Genomic DNA, 17,832 nt, shown 5'->3' with positions numbered 1-17,832 from the left:
ACCACCACTTGGCGGGCTCCGGCGCCGTGCGTACCGTTGAAGCCATGTGCCGGCTGCTGGGTTTTGTGTCTCACACCGAGACGACGATTCCGGATGCCCTGGGCCACGATTTCGAGGAATTCACGGCGCTCTCCGCGGGTCTGCATGGCGATGGCTGGGGTTTCTCCGGCGAGCGGCGGGGTCAGCGCACGCTGACGGTGGCCGCCGAGTCCGCCCACACGAGCCGCGACTACGACGCCGTGCTGCGCGGATCGCGGGTGACGAGCGGCATCGCCCACCTGCGGGCCGCAACACTGGACCTTCCCGTGTCGGAGGCGAACACGCATCCGTTCGTGCACGGCGACCTGTCGTTCGCGCACAACGGTTCCATCCGCGAGATCGCGTCCATCGAGCCGCTCATCGATGCGGACCTGCGGGCGGGCATTCGTGGCGACACCGACAGCGAGCGCTACCTGCTGGCCCTCGTTTCTGAGTTTCGGCGGGCATCCGTTGTCGACGCCATCCGCACAGTCGTCTCGCGGCTCGGCGAGGTCGCCGAGGAGGCGAGCCTCAACGCCCTGCTGCTCACCCCCGATGAGCTGATCATCGTCGCCGATGACGCGAGCAAAGCCCCCGACTTTCTGGGCGCCGACTACTACGAGCTCGCCTATCGCGTCGGTGCCGACTTCACCGCCGTCGCCTCGAGTGGATGGCAGCGCGACGGCTGGCAGCGCGTGCCGGAGCGCAGCATCCTCACGATCGACCGCCGCACGCAGCACGTGACCGTGCACGAGCTCGACACGGTGCTCACGTCCGCCGCCTGAACCTGCAGCTGAACAGCCGCTCGAGCCTTCCGCAGGAGATCTGCTTCGACACGCGGATGCCGGCGAGCTCGCTGCGGCGCGGCATCCCGTTGCCCCTGCTGAGCGCGCCAGACGACGAAAGGCCCCGGGTTGCGAAACCCGGGGCCCTTCTCGTTTTGGCTAGTAGACGACCGTGAGGGTGTTGCTCACACTCATCAGGGTCACCACGCTCGCCGTGATGAACCCACCGATGTACGGGTTGTTCGTCGCACGGTAGATCTTGCGCGACACCACCGCAGCAGCGGCCAGCAGCACGATCACCGGGAACAGCCAGATACTGTTGATGCCGCCGAAGCCCGGGATGAGGTGCCCCGTGTTGGCGAATGTCGTGTACTGAGCGACGACGAGCACGATCGGTGCGAGCGAGTTGAACAGCACCAGGACGGCCGTGTTGAGCCACTCCCTGCCCTTGATGGTGAACCGGTTGAAGCTGTTGATGGCCACCGAGTTCGCCAGGAAGTACAGCAGGAACATCGGCAGGTACAACAGCGCGATACCGACCTTGTCAGGCGTGAACGCCTTGACGGCGACAACCCAGAGCCTGAAGTCGGTCTTGAAGAAGTAGTCGAGCATGAACACGATGCCGAACGCCGCAACGACGACGACGGCTCCGAGGCCGATGCCCTGCCAGAACTTCTTCCACCCGGGCAGAACGCCCAGGTCACGCAGGTTCTGCCCCTCGCGCCGGCCGAACAGCCAGTAGGCGACACCCATGATGACGATCGCCGCAATGCCGTTGATCGCCGCCCAGAACGCGATGAAGAACACGGCGCCCTGCGTGAAGATTGTCGGAGTCACGTTGAAGGCGATCCCGCTGATCCACGGCTGCTGACTGACCCAGATGTAGCTGAATCCGGAGAAGAGCGCAGACACCAGCAGGCCGCCCCAGAACCAGGCGTGACCCTTGCGCGTCGCGGGGGCGAGCTCCGCCGTCGGCGTGTGCTTCAGGCCGGCGAACGCCCGCGTCGTCAGGAGTGCGCGGGCGAAGGCGACGAGGAAGATACCGAAGCCGATGAGACCCAGGGCGGTGAAACCCTCCTTGACCTGCCAGATCTGCGAATCTGCGGCGATCGGCTCAGGAGCCCCGAACGCGTTCTCGAAGAACTCGACCTGGCTTGCGACCGTGGTCTTCGAGATCGTTCCCCACGGGTGCGTCTCCGCCGGCGTGTACACGACGCGGCTCGTCTCGACACCATCGACCGTGTCGGTGTAGAACTTGCCCGCCTCACGGACATCCGTCGCCTCCTCCGGGTCGACCCCGAAGTTCAGGAAGGACTGGGCGTTGGGGGTGCCGATGTACTCACGCGGAGGCGTCAGCACAGCACCATTCTCGTCGTAGCTCCGGAAGAAGAACTCGTCATACTGGTCGGCCACAATACCTGTCGGGCGCGCGCCGTACAGGTTGAAGTACTTGTTGTCGTCGGCGGCGTCACGATAGACGGCGTCATTGTCGACCAACAGCACAGCCTTGATGAGCTGCTCATCGGCCGCGTTGTCGATGGCGACCGAGAAGTTCGCCGCCCGGGCACCGTTCGAGTGACCCGAGACCCCCAGCTTGTCCTTGTCGATGTAGGGCAGATCGGCCACGAGCTTCACAGCGTCGTACATGCCGGTGCCGCCGAGCGTCAGCTCGCTGGCAACGAGCGGCTCCGAGTTGCCGTGACCGTACATGTCGATCGACAGCACGACGTAGCCGCGGCGCGCGAGCTCGACATAGTTGGCATCCTGCATCTCGCGGTTGTTCCACCAACCGTGGCTGACCACGACCGCGGGGGCCGGATTCTCTGCCGTCGCCGACGCAGGCTTGAACAGCAGTGCGCTCATCGTCTGGCCGGAGGCGGTCTCCCACCTCATGTCCTTGATGGCGACAGAGCCGCCACCCGTCTGAACAAGCGACGCGCCGATCGCGGATACGACCATCAAGGCCACGGAGAGGACCAGCCAGAAGCTGTTCCTCCTGATCATCTTCTGTTTCATGTGATTCCCGACTCCTTCGTGTGGGTCTCGCTCTTTACTGTGGTGTGTTCGTGAGCCGCCTGAGCTGCTCGTCATGGGGTCAGGGTTCAGACGCCTCCACGTCGTCGTCGACCCAACCCATGGTCTTCGTCACCGCCTTCTTCCAGTTGCGGTAAAGCCTGTCTCGTTCGCCGTCGGGCATCGTCGGCGACCACCGGGCGTCTTCAGCCCAGGTGTCGGCGACCTCCTGTGTGCCCTTCCAGAACCCGATCGCGATGCCCGCGGCGAACGCGGCGCCCAGCGCCGTCGTCTCGGTGACACGCGGCCGAATGACATCGACGCCGAGCTGGTCGGCCTGGAACTGCATCAGCAGTTCGTTGGCGACCATGCCGCCGTCGACGCGCAGCTCTGCCAACTCGACCCCAGCATCCGCATTCATGGCCTCCATGACCTCGCGGGTCTGGAACGCGGTCGCCTCGAGAGCGGCCCGCGCGATGTGGGCCCGGTTGACGAAACGGGTGAGGCCCAGCAGGGCACCGCGGGCATCCTGCCGCCAGTGCGGGGCGAAGAGACCGGAGAAGGCCGGCACGAAATATGCGCCGCCGTTGTCGTCGACCGAGAGGGCGAGCCGCTCGATATCGGATGCCTCGTTGATGAGCCCCAGATTGTCGCGCAGCCACTGCACGAGCGACCCGGTGACCGCGATCGACCCCTCCAGCGCATAGACGGGGGCAGCGGAACCCAGCTGATAACACACGGTCGTGAGCAGCCCGTTGGCGCTGTCGACCCGCTTGGTGCCGGTGTTCAGGAGCACGAAGTTGCCGGTGCCGTAGGTGTTCTTCGCCATGCCCTCGTCGAAGCAGGCCTGCCCGAACATGGCCGCCTGCTGGTCGCCCAGGATGCCCGCGATCGGCACGCCGGGCAGCATTCCGTTCTCGCTGCACGTGCCGTACACCTCAGATGACGAACGGATGCTCGGAAGCATCGACAGGGGAATCCCCAGTTCCGCGGCGATGTCCTCCCGCCAAGAAAGCGTGTCGAGGTCCATAAGGAGGGTGCGCGAGGCGTTCGTCACATCGGTGACGTGCACCCCACCGTCGCGGCCGCCCGTGAGATTCCAGAGCAGCCAGCTGTCGATCGTGCCGAAGAGCAGCTCGCCCGCTTCTGCCGCCTCACGGCATCCGTCGACGTTCTCGAGGATCCATGCAACCTTGGGGCCGGCGAAATAGGTCGCCAGGGGGAGGCCCACGATCTGCTTGTAACGGTCAACGCCGGCCTCGCCTGCCAGACGGTCGACGATGGACTGCGTGCGGGTGTCCTGCCAGACGATGGCGTTGTAGACCGGGCGGCCGGTGAGCCTGTTCCAGACGACGGCGGTCTCCCGCTGGTTGGTGACCCCGACGGCGGCGATGTCATGCGGGCTGAGCTCGGCCCGGCTGAGGGCGATGCCGACGGCCTCACGCACACTGTTCCAGATCTCCACCGCATCGTGTTCAACCCACCCGGCGCGGGGGAACAGCTGACGGTGTTCGAGCTGGCCCGACGAGACCACGCGGGCACTGCGGTCGACGATGATCGCCCGCGTGCTTGTGGTCCCCTGATCGATCGCCATCACATACTCGGCACTGCCCGCATTCGCCATCGAACGCTCCCCTCCTGCGTTCTTCACTCAGCCGGTCGCCTTCTCGTCGGAACGCAGAGCATCCACAACCGACACGGCCCTGCTCCTCGCCTTCGCGGCGGAGGCGTCGTCGGGGCTGAGTCGCGCATCCTGCTCAGCGGCAGCACGTTCGCGGTATGAGCTGGTCTCCTCGAGCATCCGGCCTGTCGACCAACCGAGCAGCGGCGCCATGATCGCCGCGATCTCGTCGAGGCTCGCAACGCCCTCATTCTCGTATTCGTACTGGATGCGCGTGCGCCGCAGCAGCACATCCTCCAGATGCAGCGCGCCCTCCTGCGTGGCCGCGTAGGCGATCTCTGCCCGGAGATACGCGGGCGCCTCGGCGAGCGGCACGGCGAGCGTGGGGTCGGCATCGCAGAGCGCGGCGATCTGGGTGACCTCCGCGCCGTAGCGGTGCAGCAGGTGGTCGACGAGCTGATCGCTCCAGCCGAAACGCTCGATCGTCGCCGCGATGTCGGCGCGCGCGCCATCGAACCCTTCGGCCCCGAGCAGCGGAATTCCGGCCGTCGTGGACGGGATCGACCGTGCGCCGTCGCCGAGTGCGAAGTCGACAGCATCCTTCGCCATGACGCGGTAGGTGGTGAACTTGCCGCCGGCGATCACAGTGAGACCCGGAACCGGTGAGGCCACGGTGTGCTCGCGCGACACCTTCGCGGAGGACGTGCCCTCCTTGGTGCCCGGCTGCAGCAGCGGGCGAAGCCCCGCCCAGGTGCCCACGACATCACCTTCGCTGAGCGGATGCTTCAGCACGGCATTCACCCGTTCGAGCACGTACTCGACGTCAGCAGCCGTGGGGGTCGGGTTGGTCAGATCTTCCGCCCAGGGGGTGTCTGTCGTGCCGATGACCCAGTAGCGCGACCACGGAATCACGAAGAGCACGCTCTTCTCCGTCTGCAGGATGAGGCCATCCTGACCGGAGATCCGCTCGCGCGGGACAACAATGTGGATGCCCTTCGAGGCGAGCACCCGCAGACCGCCGGGCTCCCCGGCGAGTGCCTGCGCCTCCTCCGTCCAGACACCGGTTGAGCTGATGACGGCACGCGCCTTGACCGTGATGGACTCGCCCGTCTCCAGATCCCGGATGATCGCGCCGTCGACTGCGCCGGCGCTGTTCTTCGTGAGCTCGGTGACCTCGGTGCGGGATGCCGCGATGGCACCCTGCGCTTGGGCGGTGCGCACGGTCGTGAGCACGTACCGCGAGTCGTCGACAGTCGCATCCCAGTACTCGATCGCGCCGATGGCCGCCTTTTCCGAAAGATCGGGGAACACCCGTGCAAGCTCCTTGCGCCCCAGGTGGCGGTGCCACGGCACCGAACGCTTGCCGCGCTTGAGGCTCGCGAGCGAATCGTAGAGGGCGATTCCGGCGCCGATGAACGCCCGCTCCCAGAGGCGGTGGCGCAGCGGGTAGAGGAACGGGATCGGACGCACCAGATGTGGTGCGATTCGGGTGAGCAGCAGGTCGCGCTCGGTGAGCGCCTCGTGCACGAGCTTGAAGTCGAGCATCTGCAGGTAGCGCAGGCCACCGTGAACGAGTTTGCTGGAGCGGCTCGAGGTGCCTGCTGACCAGTCCTGCGCCTCCACCACCGCGGTGCGGAGACCGCGGGCTGCGGCATCCAGCGCGATGCCGGCGCCGGTCACTCCGCCACCGATGACCAGGATGTCGAGTTCGGCGCCCTCTTCGGTGCTCGCGGCGAGCGCACGCAGCGCTGCGCTGCGCGTTTCTGCTGTCAGACGACTCTCGGTCATGGTGCTGCGATACCCCTGAACTTTCGGCGGTGACCCGTTTGCTGTGAAAACGCTGATGCGTCTTGTTTTGGAGTCTATGGGTGCGCCACGGGCTTATGGCAAATCGCGCAGGCATCCTGCACAAACGTGCAGAATGGGGACATGGACACATCCGGTCACGAAGCGATGCTGCTGTCAGTCGCCTCCATGTACTACCTGCAGGACATGAAGATGGAGGCCATCGGCGCCCAGCTGCACATGTCGCGCTCCAGCGTCTCCCGCCTCCTCAAAGAAGCCAGAGAGAAGGGGCTCGTCGAGATCACGCTGCGCCCGACACCCACGAAAGCGCCCGGCATCAGCCAGCGCATCGCCTCCGCATTCGGCGTCGACGCCCAGGTCGTGCCCGTGCCCGACTCCGCCGACGAAGCAGAACGGCTCGAGCAGGTCGCCCGCGCGACGGCACGCCTCGTCACCAACTGGTTCGACTCAGACATGGTGCTCGGCATCGCCTGGGGCACGACACTGTCTGCAATCGGCCGGCACCTCACCAAGAAGCCGACACGCGGCAGCTCGGTCGTGCAGCTCAACGGCGCCATGAACAACCGCACATCAGGGGTCGAATACGCCGCAACGCTCATGTCGCGCTTCGGCGACGCCTTCGACGCCACCGTGCACCTGTTTCCCGTACCCGCGTTCTTCGACTTCGCCGCCACACGCCGCGCGATGTGGCGCGAGCGCTCGGTCGCGCGCGTGCTCGACGTGCAGCGCCGAGCCGACATCATGCTGTTCTCCATCGGCGCGATCGCCGGAGAGATCCCCAGCCACGTGTACTCCGCCGGCTACCTCGAAGCGGATGACATCGCGACGCTCGCCCACGAAGGCGTCGTCGGAGACGTCTGCACCGTGTTCCTCCGCGCCGACGGCAGCTACGAAGACCTCTCCCTGAACGAACGTGCAACAGGCCCGACCCCGGCCGAGCTGCAGTCGGTGTCGCGCCGAGTGTGCGCCGTGGCCGGCGACAGCAAGATCGTGCCGCTCCTGGCCGCCCTGCGCGCCGGAACGATCACGCAGCTCATCATCGACGAGCAGACCGCGACCGGTCTCGTCAGCCGCATCTCGGCATCCGAATCATCACTGTCACGGAGGTGACGACTTGTGGCCGCCCGCGCATGCTTCCGCAGGAGATTTGCCTCGACGCGCGGAGGCCGAAGCCCCGGCGGCGGCGTGGCGCAGCATTTCTCCTGTTGAGCGCAGCGGGTCGGTGTCTCCTCAGCGCAGCGGGTCGGTGTCGCCTCAGCGCAGCGGGTCGAACGATTTCAGCAACGGATGCTCGGCCGCGCCCGTGATCGAGTCGGCGAGGATGCGGCCGGTGAGCGGCCCCAGCGTGACGCCCCACATGCCGTGACCCCCTGCGACGTGCACCCGCGGCGAGCGCGTCGCACCCACGAGCGGCAGCCCGTCGGCCGTGCAGGGCCGTGAGCCGACCCACTCCTCCTCGCGCGCCTCCCAGTCGACACCGCGGAACAGCGGCCGTGCAGCCTCGACCATGGTGGTCACGCGGCGCGGGTCTGGTGGCGCATCGCCGGGCCGGAACTCCATCATCCCGCCCACGCGCAGGCGGTCACCGAGCGGGGTGCAGGCGACCCGCTGGGCGGGAAAATAGATCGGATGCGTCGGCACCGTCTCCGGGCGCACGCTGAAGCTGTAGCCGCGGCCAGCCTGCACGAGCTGCCGCACCCCGAAGCGCCGCGCGAGGCGGCCCATCCACGTGCCCGTCGCGATGACGACCTGGTCGGCGATCCTGCCCTCCGGCTCGCCCACGACATCGATGCCGACGCCGAGCTCGCCCAGATCGGTGATGCCGACGACATCCGCCCCCTCCACGATCTCGCCGCCGCGCGCACGGACCGCCGCCGCGAGCGATTCCATGAACACGGGCGGATTGATGTAGCGCTGCCCCGATATGCGGATGCCGTGGGTCACCGCATCGCTCACGGTCGGCTCGATCGTGCGCAGCTCGTCGCCGCTGATGCGCTCGAAGTCGACGGCCCCGCCGCGCAGGGCGATCTCGTCGAACTCGTGCTCGAGCACTCCGCGGTCGCGCTCGGAGACGAAGCCGGTGAGGAACGGGTCGGCGACGATCGTGCGATTCTCGACGCCGCCGTCGGCGAGACGGTCGAAGGAATCGACGCCCCACTTGTTGATCTCGGCGAACGCGGTCATGTTTCTGCGCCACCGGGGCGGGGTCGAGTTCAGGGCGAAGCCCGCGAGGAAGCGCAGCAGCCGGGGGTCCACGGAGAACGGCACGAAGACGGGTGAGGCGGGGTCGATGATGGCCTTCAGACCGAAGGAGAAGATGCCCGGCTCCGGCAGCGGAAGGGTGAGCGCCGGCGCGATCCAGCCCGCATTGCCCCAGGATGCGCCCGCGGCGACGCCCTCACGGTCGAGCACCGTGACCGCAACCCCGTGCTCCTGCAGGAACCACGCGGTGCTGAGCCCCACGATGCCTGCTCCGACGATGGTGACATTCTCGGCCTGCGGCACCGCGGTCCTCCTTTGGATCGGTCTCTCCTGCCAGCATACGGCCCGGTATACAGAAGCGGGAACTTCGCGCCGGGAGCCCCGATTCAGCCGGGGAACTCCACATGCTGCATGACCCAGGCATGCATGGCAACGGCAGCCGCTGCCGAGGCGTTGATCGACCGAGTCGAACCGAACTGCGTGATCTCAACCACAGCATCCGATGCCTCGATCGCCTCAGGCGACAAGCCAGGGCCCTCCTGCCCAAACAGCAGCACGCAGCGCTCCGGCAGGTCGAAGGTCTCGATGATGACGCTGCCCGGCACATTGTCGATCCCAATGATCGGCAGCCCCTCGGCATCCGCCCACTCGACGAGCGCGGCAACCGTGTCGTGGTGCATCACATGCTGGTAGCGGTCGGTGACCATGGCGCCGCGCTTATTCCAGCGCCGACGGCCGACGATATGCACGGTATCGGCGGCGAACGCGTTCGCGCTGCGCACGATCGAGCCGATGTTCATGTCGTGCTGCCAGTTCTCGATGGCGACATGAAACGGATGCCTGTGCTCATCGAGGTCCGCAACGATGGCATCCATGCGCCAATAGCGGTAGCGGTCGATGACGTTGCGGGTGTCGCCGCGCTTCAGCAGCTCCTCGTCGTAGTGCCCGCCCTCCGGCCACTCACCGCGCCAGGGGCCGACCCCCGCAGTGGAGAGTTCATGGGTGGCGTTCGGCTCGTGCTGCATCCCTCAAGGCTAATCGCCTTGCCCGCGACGCTGAGACTGCACGAATCGTCCGTTTCGGGGCTGAAAGCGGACGATTCGTGCAGTCTCGCGCATGTCACCGCATCGACGCCATGAGGTTCGGCAGCCAGAGCACGATGTCAGGGAACACGATCAACAGGGTCACCAGCACCGCCTCGCACGCCAGGAAGGGTGCGACGCCCTTGAACACCGTCTCGAGCTTGATTCCCGTCACACCGGCGATCACGAAGCAGTTCATGCCCACCGGCGGCGTCAACAACCCGATCTCGATGAGCTTCACCAGCAGGATGGCGAACCAGATCCCGTCGAAGCCCAGGCCGATGATGGTCGGGTAGACGATCGGCACGACGATGACGACCACCGCCAGCGAGTCGAGGAACATCCCGAGGGGGATCATCATGAGCAGGATGAGCACGACGATCAGGATCGGCGGCACATCCAGCCCGGCGAAGAAGCGCGACAGGTTGTTGGGCACGCGCGCCGAGACCAGGAAGTAGGCGAAGATACCCGCGCCCACCACCACGGCGAACGCCATGCTCGTGACGGATGCCGACTCCGCGAGGCCGTCACGGATGCGGCCGATGATGGCCCGCACCCCCGATTTGAAGTGCTCCGCGATGAGGGCGATCGTGGCAATCACCGCCGCGAGCGCTGCCGACTCCGACAGCGTCGTGAGTCCCGTGAAGATGCTCACGATCACGACGGCGATGATGAGCACCAACCAGAAGACGCTTCGCAGTTCCGCGAAGAGTGAACTCGACCGGACCCCCGCGTTCGTGTCGATCGACACCGTCGGCGCGGTCACATCGGTGACGTCGACCGAGCCGCCCGCGCCGGCGGCGCCGACGCGCTGCAGCACTTCGGCGTTCTCGCTGATTCGGCGGCCATCGCGCTTCACCAGGATGAGGGCTGTGATGATGTAGGCGACGGCCGAGAGGATGCCCGGCACGATTCCCGCACTGAAGAGGGCTGCGATCGATTCCCCGCTCATGATCGAGTACATGATCATGATGATGCTGGGCGGGATCAGGATGCCGAGGGTCGCGCCGATTGCGACGATTCCGGTGGCCAGTTCGGCAGAGTACCCGTGACGGATCATCTGCCGCACCGAGATCTTGCCGAGGGTTGCCGCGGTCGCCACGCTGGAGCCGGAGACAGCCGCGAAGCCGCCGCTCGCGCCGATCGTTGCGATCGCGAGGCCACCCTTGAAGCGTCCTGCGACACGGTTGATCACCGTGTAGACCCGTTCGGGTATTCGTGCCTGCGTGGCCATCGCCCCGAGCATTATGTAGAGCGGGATGACGACGAGCGAGAATTTCGCGGTCGATTCGAATGGCACGTTGGCGAGCACGCTGTCAGCCACTTTGAAGGAGTGCAGCATGACGGTGCCGATGGCCCCCGAGAATCCGAGCGCGAACGCGACGGGCATCTCGATGGCGAGCATCAGGAAGAACAGTGCAAGAACGACGATGACGATGAGTTCTGCAGACATCAGACGGCTCCTCCCTCTGTGTGGTCGGTGGCCCCGGATGGCGTGCGGCCCGTCAGGTGCACGAGCCCCTTCACGAAGAGGACGAGGGCGAGGAACACTGTTCCGACCGCCACAAAGGCTCGTGACGGCCAGACGGGGAAGTTGAGGAGGCCGGTGCGGTATTCACCGACCGTGAACGACTGGAGGGCACGTTCGACGAGTTCGAAGCCCATCCAGGCCAGGAACACCGTCGCCAGGATGAGGGCGATTCCGCGCATCCGGTTCGCGGCGGCCGGCGAGAGCCTGTCGGTGAGAAGCGTGACACGCACATGCGTTCCGTTGACCTCGGACTGGGCAAGACCCAGGAACACCGTCATGACGAGCCCGAGCTCGGCGATCTCGAACAGCCCGCGGATGGAGGTGCCACTGGTTCCGCGCATCACGACCTCGGCGGTGAGCAGCAGCGCCAGTGCGCCGCAGAGGACTGCCGACGCGACGGCGAACCATTTCGCCGCCGGTCGGAGTCCTCTCTCCCAGAGGGAAACGACAAACACTGTTATTAGCCTCGCGCCAGGCAGTACTCAACCGGAGCAACGTAGGTGCTTGTTGCCGAGGCGTCTTCGAGCTGCTGCAGGTAGTCGGCGTAGAACGCGTCGACGTCGGCGTCACTGCCCGCCTTGACCTCGCTCTTCCAGTCGTTCAGCAGGGTGTCGCCCACGGCGTCGGCCCACTTCTTGGACTCGGCGTCGCTCCAGGTGCTGAGCGTGACGCCCTGGTCGGCGGCGCGGTCGCAGGTCTCATCGAAGATCGCATCCAGGTATTCGCCGGAGAGGCCACCCCAGACGGTGTCGCTCGCCTCCGTCATGATCTTCTGGATGTCGGCCGGCATGGTGTTCCACACCTCGGCATTGATGATGGCCATGACGTTGATGAACGAGCCCGACTGGGTGTCCGTCATGTATGGCGTCACCTCTCCGAGGTTCCACTCGGTGATGGCCGACTCGAGGCCGGTCGCCGACCACGCGTCGATGACACCGTTCTCGATCGACTCGTAGATCTCGCTCACGGGGATCGCCGACGGGTTGGAGCCCGCGATCTCGGATGCCTTGAGCATCCGCGCGGTGCTGCGCACCGACAGGCCCTTGAGCTCGGCGTAGGAGTCGACCGCGGTCTTGGTGCCGAGGATCGAGGTCGTGACGGGTGCGAAGTAGAGGGCGTGGATGCCTTCGGCCTCGAACTCTGCGGCGTAGTCTGCGTTGCTCTCGTAGAGGGAGGCCGCTGCTGCGGTCTGCGCAACCGGGTCCTTCGCCACGAACGGCACCGTCACGACGTTGGCGAGGGGGAATTCGGCGGGGTGGAAGGCCGGCGAGGTGTAGGCGATGTCGGCACGGCCGTCCTTGGCGCAGGCGAGGCCGTCCATCGTCGAGCAGAGCGAGCCCATGTAGAACGGCTCGATCGTGACGCGCCCCTCGGTCTTCTCCTCGACGATCGAGATCCATTCGTCCATGGCCATGCTGTAGTAGCCCTCTGGGGTCGTGTACGACGTCCAGGTCAGGTCGAAGGTCTCTTCGCCGTCGGCGCCGGTGGTCGCGGAACATCCCGCAAGTACCAGGGCAGCTGCCGCCAGGGTTCCGATCGCCGCGAGCTGCGCCCGCCGCTTGTTCTTGATTGTCACTTCATTGTCCTCTCAGATGGTGCGGTGTCCCGGCGCCGAGAACGGCGACGAAACGGAAGATGCGCACAGTGCCTGCATGACCTCGCGGTCATGCCTCCACTGCGAACGCATCAGGCTGGGGGTGGCCGTCGGTTGCGGCCTGTCGGGGCTTGAGCACCCGGTGGAGGTGCTGCAGGCGTGTTTCGCTCTTGCGCTCCTGCCGCCGGCGAAGCGTGGCCGTGTAGTTCTCCTTCGTGCGAAGGATGTGCGCCGTCAGGATGTCCCCGATGTCGGCTTCCCTGCCGTCGGCGAAGACATCCCGGATGGCTTCGTGATCGGCGAAGGACCGCATCGGTTCCGCCTCGGTGTATGTCGCGAGGTGGGTGCGAAGCGCCGCCACCTGTACGAGGTTCATGGTGTAGCTCTTGCGCAGGTAACTGTTGTCGCAGTTGTCGAAGAACACCTGGTGGAATGCGGTGTCGGCACGGCCGTACTGCTGCATGTCCCGCTCGGCGATGGCCTGAGTCATGGTGTCCACGACCGTGGCGAGTGCCTCTGCCGATTCGGCCCTGTGCCGCCGGAACGCCCAGGAGACGGCCTGCTGTTCCATAGCGAGGCGGAAGTCGCAGAGTTCGGCGATCTGTTCCTCGGTGGGCACGAAGACGTAGCTGCCGGAGCGCGGAACGATCTGCACCAGACCCTGGGTCTGCAGCAGCTGGAGGGCCTGGCGGACGGGTGTGCGACTCACGCCCAGCACCTCGGCGAGGGTGTCTTCGGAGAGGGACTCTCCCAGATCGAGGGAGCCGTCGAGGATCGCGTCTTTCACATGGGATGCCACACGATCCGAAAGCGAGCCGCTCTCCTGCGCTGTTGCCATTCGGCGATCTCCTTTGACACGCTCCATTGACGGGTATCCGTCTTGTATACACGATTTCTCGCGGTTGTGTACATCTTTGAGCGCTAATCTTGTATACAAGACGGGTACTCTTTCAGTATCCAATCACTTCACAAGGCGGTCGAGCAATGACATCACTCAACGAACTGACGGTGGCGATCACCGGCTCAGGCCAAGGAATCGGCCACGCGATGGCGATGCGCTTCGCCCAACAGGGAGCCAATATCGTCATCAGCGACATCGACGATGACAGGGCCACAGCATCCGCCGAAGCAGTTCGAGAGCTCGGCGGCAAAGCCATCTCGGTCCGCGCCGATGTCACCGACGCGGATGACTGCACCGCACTCGTCGCCGCCACGGTTGCCGAATTCGGTCGCCTCGACGTCATGATCTGCAACGCGGGAATCATCCAGGTCAAACCGCTGCTCGACGTCACCGCCGACGACTGGAACCGCACGATGAACGTCAACGTCACCGGCACGCTGCTCACACTGCAGGCAGCAGCCCGTCAGATGCTCAGCCAGGAGCCCCTCTCCGCCGGTCGCCCCAAGGGGAAGATCATCACCATGGCCTCCATCGCGGGGCGCTACGCCGCCGGCCCGATGGCGCCCATCATCCCGCACTACCGCGCCAGCAAGGCCGCCGTCATCAACCTCACCCACAGCGCCTCCTACACGCTGGCGCCAGACGTGACAGTCAACGCCATCTGCCCGGGGCTCGTCGACAATGACATGTGGAAGCTCATCGACCGGGAATGGTCCGAGGTCGAAGGATGGGAGACAGGAACAGCCTGGAAGACGCGAACCTCGGCCGTGCCACTCGGTCGCCCCCAGACCATGGACGATGTCGCGGGACTTGCCGAGTTCCTCGCCTCTCCCGCATCCGACTACATGACCGGCCAGGCGATCAACATCGACGGTGGCCTCACCGTCGGCTGACGCCGCGGAACCCCAGCACCCTCAACGAAGAGAGAAGGACAACCATGACCACAGCTGCACCCGTCCCCCTCGGCAACGCCCAGAGACTGCGACGCCTGATCGACTCCGGCACCCCCGTGCAGGCGCCAGGAGCTGCCGACCCGCTCACCGCCCGCCTCGTCGAACAGGCGGGGTTCGCCGCCGTGTACATGACCGGCTTCGGCGTCACCGCAGCCCGCCTGGGCGTGCCCGACCTCGGAATACTCACCCAGAGCGAAATGGCAGACGCCGCACGCGCCATGACCCGCGCGGTCGACATCCCCGTCATCGCCGACGCCGACAACGGATACGGCGGGCCATCGAACATCGAACGCACGGTGCACGAATACATCCAGGCGGATGTCGCGGCGCTGCACCTCGAAGACCAGACCAGCCCGAAGAGGTGCGGCCAGATGGCCGGCGTGCAGCTCATGGAGGAGGAGCGCGCCGAGCGGCACATCCGGGCAGCCGTCTCCGCCCGCGCCGACCGCGACATGCTCATCATCGGGCGCACCGACGCCCTCGGCGTCGAAGGGCTCGACGTGGCCCTCGACCGCGCCAAACGCTACCGTGACGCCGGTGCAGACCTGCTCTTCGTCGATGGTGTCAAGACCCTCGCCCAGGCAGAGGAGATCGGCCGCCGACTCGAGGGGCCGAAGGTGATCGCCCTCATCACGGGTACAGAAGCCGCCAACCTCACCCTTGACGAGGCGCGCGAACTCGGCTTCTCGATCGTGCTGCACCCGCTCGACGCGCTGTTCGCGGCCACCGCGGCCGCAGCATCCGCTCTCGCCACCCTGCGCGCTGACGGCTTCTCGAACGCGGCCGCCCAGTTCAGCTACGACGACTTCATGGGCGTCGTGGGACTCGAGCACCATCAGGGGCTCGACGACAACTACGGCTCCTGAAGGCGCTCGCTGAGCGCTCAGCACCGAGACTGCACGAATCGTCCGCTTCGGGCCCGAAAGCGGGCGATTCGTGCAGTCTCGCGCAGCATCCGGTAACAACAGGCTGGCCGGATGCCACGGCGAGCGCCCGGCCCCGGACATCCGCGCCGACCTCTACGATTGAGACATGTCGAAAGTTCTCACCAGCCTGCCCGTCGGCGAGCGTGTCGGTATCGCCTTCTCCGGCGGACTCGACACCTCTGTAGCCGTTGCCTGGATGCGCGACAAGGGCGCCGTGCCGTGCACCTACACCGCAGACATCGGGCAGCCCGATGAGCCCGACATCGACGCGGTGCCCGACCGCGCGAAGGAGTACGGCGCCGAGATCGCGCGCCTCGTCGACTGCCGCGCGGCGCTCGTCGAGGAGGGCCTCGTGGCCCTGCAGTGCGGCGCGTTCCACATCCGCTCCGGCGGCAAGACCTACTTCAACACGACGCCGCTCGGCCGCGCCGTCACCGGCACCATGCTGGTGCGTGCCATGAAGGAGGACGGCGTCGAGATCTGGGGCGACGGCTCCACCTACAAGGGCAACGACATCGAGCGCTTCTACCGCTACGGGCTGCTCGCCAACCCGCGCCTGCGCATCTACAAGCCGTGGCTCGACGCAAACTTCGTCACCGAGCTGGGCGGCCGCAAAGAGATGAGCGAGTGGCTCGTCGAGCACGGCTTCCCGTACCGCGACTCCGTCGAGAAGGCGTACAGCACGGATGCGAACATCTGGGGTGCGACGCATGAGGCGAAGCTTCTCGAGCAGCTCGACACCGGATTCGAGATCGTCGAACCCATCATGGGCGTCGCCTCCTGGCGCGATGACGTCGAGATCGCCACAGAGGATGTCACCGTCACCTTCGAGGCCGGGCGACCGGTAGCCCTCAACGGTGTCGAATATTCGGATGCCGTCGCCCTGGTGCTCGAGGCGAACGCGATCGGCGGCCGGCACGGCCTCGGAGCATCCGACCAGATCGAGAACCGCATCATCGAGGCGAAGAGCCGTGGCCTGTACGAGGCGCCCGGCATGGCCCTTCTGCACATCGCGTACGAGCGCCTGCTGAACGCGATCCACAACGAAGACACCGTCGCCAACTACCACAACGAGGGCCGCAAGCTGGGGCGCCTCATGTATGAGGGCCGCTGGCTCGACCCGCAGTCGCTCATGCTGCGCGAGGCGATCGTGCGCTGGGTCGGCTCGGCCGTCACCGGTTCGGTCACGCTGCGTCTACGCCGCGGCGACGACTACACGATCCTCAACACGGAGGGCCCGGCGCTCAGCTACCACCCCGACAAGCTCTCGATGGAGCGGGTCACGGATGCCGCCTTCGGCCCCGAAGACCGCATCGGCCAGCTCACCATGCGCAACCTCGACATCGCCGACTCGCGCCAGCGCCTCGAGCAGTACGCCGCGCAGGGCATCGTCACGGGCGAGACCGCGAAACTGATGGGCGAGCTCACGGCGAGCGACGCCGACGACATCGCGATCACCGTCACGGGCGACGCTGCGGATGCTGCGGCGGAGGCCTCCCTCGACGGTGCCGCGTTCGACTTCGGCACCGACTGAGGCACAAGTTCTGAGGGGTGCCGCTCCACCGCGCCCCATAGGATTGCGGCATGGCTGATCGCGACAACATTGAGTGCTGGCTGACCGACATGGACGGGGTTCTCGTCCATGAGAACAATCCCGTGCCGGGGGCATCCGAGCTGCTCGCCCAGTGGACCGAGCGCGGCATGCCGTTCCTTGTGCTCACCAACAATTCGATCTTCACACCGCGCGATCTGGCCGCCCGGCTGCGCGCATCCGGCCTCGAGGTTCCCGAGAGCGCGATCTACACGTCGGCGCTCGCGACGGCCGACTTTCTCAAGTCGCAGAGCCGCGGCGGCACCGCCTATGTGATCGGCGAGGCCGGTCTCACGACGGCCATGCACGAGGCCGGTTTCATCATGACGGAGAGCAACCCCGATTTCGTGGTGCTCGGCGAGACGCGCACGTACTCCTTCGACGCGATCACGAAGGCGATCCGCCTCATCGGCAGGGGCGCCCGCTTCATCAGCACGAACCCGGATGCGACGGGGCCGAGCGCGGAGGGCCCGCTGCCCGCGACGGGTGCGGTCGCCGCGCTCATCACGAAGGCGACCGGCATGGAGCCGTACGTTGTCGGCAAGCCGAACCCGATGATGTTCCGCTCGGCGATGAACAAGATCGGCGCGCACAGCGAGAACACGGCCATGATCGGTGACCGCATGGACACGGATGTCGTCGCCGGCATCGAGGCTGGCCTGCACACGATCCTCGTGATGACGGGCATCAGTGACGAGGCGGAGATTCTGCGCTACCCGTTCCGCCCCGACGAGGTGCTCGCCAGCGTCGCCGATCTCGTCGAACGCTAAGCAAGCCCTGTCGCAGATATCGAGGTCGCAGATATCGAG

Annotated in this window: 15 protein-coding genes; 6 read left to right on the top strand and 9 right to left on the bottom strand. The window is 66.2% G+C overall.

Annotation, left to right across the window (positions count from 1 at the left end):
• Positions 1–44 precede the first annotated feature (44 nt).
• Positions 45–803, top strand: a complete 759-nt coding sequence (locus FB562_RS11320; protein ID WP_141881406.1) for a class II glutamine amidotransferase — start codon at positions 45–47, stop codon at positions 801–803.
• A 159-nt stretch (positions 804–962) separates the two neighbouring features.
• Here FB562_RS11320 and FB562_RS11315 read toward each other — a convergent pair whose 3' ends face one another.
• The 3 genes from FB562_RS11315 to FB562_RS11305 all read right to left on the bottom strand — a co-directional run bounded on the left by FB562_RS11315 (position 963) and on the right by FB562_RS11305 (position 6,225).
• On the bottom strand, positions 963–2,819 hold the full coding sequence (locus FB562_RS11315; protein ID WP_141881405.1) for an alpha/beta hydrolase family protein: 1,857 nt from the start codon (positions 2,817–2,819) through the stop codon (positions 963–965).
• A 79-nt stretch (positions 2,820–2,898) separates the two neighbouring features.
• Entirely contained in the window at positions 2,899–4,440 is a 1,542-nt protein-coding gene (glpK, locus tag FB562_RS11310) for a glycerol kinase GlpK (RefSeq protein WP_141881447.1), read from the bottom strand.
• A gap of 27 nt (positions 4,441–4,467) precedes the next feature.
• Complete coding sequence (locus FB562_RS11305) at positions 4,468–6,225, bottom strand: glycerol-3-phosphate dehydrogenase/oxidase (protein ID WP_141881404.1); 1,758 nt, start codon at positions 6,223–6,225, stop codon at positions 4,468–4,470.
• Positions 6,226–6,366: 141 nt separating this feature from the next.
• Here FB562_RS11305 and FB562_RS11300 point away from each other — a divergent pair, with 141 nt between their 5' ends.
• On the top strand, positions 6,367–7,353 hold the full coding sequence (locus FB562_RS11300) for a sugar-binding transcriptional regulator (protein WP_141881403.1): 987 nt from the start codon (positions 6,367–6,369) through the stop codon (positions 7,351–7,353).
• Positions 7,354–7,497: 144 nt separating this feature from the next.
• Here the strand turns inward: FB562_RS11300 and FB562_RS11295 are convergent, their stop codons facing one another.
• The 6 genes from FB562_RS11295 to FB562_RS11270 all read right to left on the bottom strand — a co-directional run bounded on the left by FB562_RS11295 (position 7,498) and on the right by FB562_RS11270 (position 13,490).
• On the bottom strand, positions 7,498–8,748 hold the full coding sequence (locus FB562_RS11295) for an NAD(P)/FAD-dependent oxidoreductase (protein ID WP_141881402.1): 1,251 nt from the start codon (positions 8,746–8,748) through the stop codon (positions 7,498–7,500).
• An 83-nt stretch (positions 8,749–8,831) separates the two neighbouring features.
• Positions 8,832–9,470, bottom strand: a complete 639-nt coding sequence (locus FB562_RS11290) for a TrmH family RNA methyltransferase (RefSeq protein WP_141881401.1) — start codon at positions 9,468–9,470, stop codon at positions 8,832–8,834.
• Positions 9,471–9,564: 94 nt separating this feature from the next.
• A complete protein-coding gene (locus FB562_RS11285) occupies positions 9,565–10,980 on the bottom strand; it encodes a TRAP transporter large permease (protein ID WP_141881400.1) in 1,416 nt (471 codons plus the stop codon).
• Complete coding sequence (locus FB562_RS11280) at positions 10,980–11,513, bottom strand: TRAP transporter small permease (protein WP_141881399.1); 534 nt, start codon at positions 11,511–11,513, stop codon at positions 10,980–10,982. Before FB562_RS11280 ends, FB562_RS11285 begins: the two co-directional genes overlap by 1 nt.
• Before the next feature lie 5 nt (positions 11,514–11,518).
• Positions 11,519–12,634, bottom strand: coding sequence for a TRAP transporter substrate-binding protein DctP (dctP, locus tag FB562_RS11275; protein ID WP_141881398.1), 1,116 nt, complete (start codon positions 12,632–12,634; stop codon positions 11,519–11,521).
• 88 nt (positions 12,635–12,722) lie between these two features.
• On the bottom strand, positions 12,723–13,490 hold the full coding sequence (locus FB562_RS11270) for a GntR family transcriptional regulator (RefSeq protein ID WP_221625412.1): 768 nt from the start codon (positions 13,488–13,490) through the stop codon (positions 12,723–12,725).
• A gap of 146 nt (positions 13,491–13,636) precedes the next feature.
• Here FB562_RS11270 and FB562_RS11265 point away from each other — a divergent pair, with 146 nt between their 5' ends.
• The 4 genes from FB562_RS11265 to FB562_RS11250 all read left to right on the top strand — a co-directional run bounded on the left by FB562_RS11265 (position 13,637) and on the right by FB562_RS11250 (position 17,793).
• Positions 13,637–14,446, top strand: a complete 810-nt coding sequence (locus FB562_RS11265) for an SDR family NAD(P)-dependent oxidoreductase (protein WP_221625411.1) — start codon at positions 13,637–13,639, stop codon at positions 14,444–14,446.
• A 44-nt stretch (positions 14,447–14,490) separates the two neighbouring features.
• Positions 14,491–15,372, top strand: coding sequence for an isocitrate lyase/PEP mutase family protein (locus FB562_RS11260; RefSeq protein ID WP_141881396.1), 882 nt, complete (start codon positions 14,491–14,493; stop codon positions 15,370–15,372).
• A 166-nt stretch (positions 15,373–15,538) separates the two neighbouring features.
• Positions 15,539–16,966 (top strand): argininosuccinate synthase, encoded by a 1,428-nt coding sequence (argG, locus tag FB562_RS11255; protein ID WP_141881395.1) that lies wholly within the window; start codon positions 15,539–15,541, stop codon positions 16,964–16,966.
• A 50-nt stretch (positions 16,967–17,016) separates the two neighbouring features.
• Positions 17,017–17,793, top strand: coding sequence for an HAD-IIA family hydrolase (locus FB562_RS11250; RefSeq protein ID WP_141881394.1), 777 nt, complete (start codon positions 17,017–17,019; stop codon positions 17,791–17,793).
• Positions 17,794–17,832: the final 39 nt, after the last annotated feature.

It is taken from the genome of Homoserinimonas aerilata (assembly GCF_006716125.1).
Lineage (GTDB): Bacteria > Actinomycetota > Actinomycetes > Actinomycetales > Microbacteriaceae > Homoserinimonas > Homoserinimonas aerilata.
Note: the sequence above shows the minus strand (reverse complement) of the source record. Positions and strands in the feature narration are given on the sequence as shown.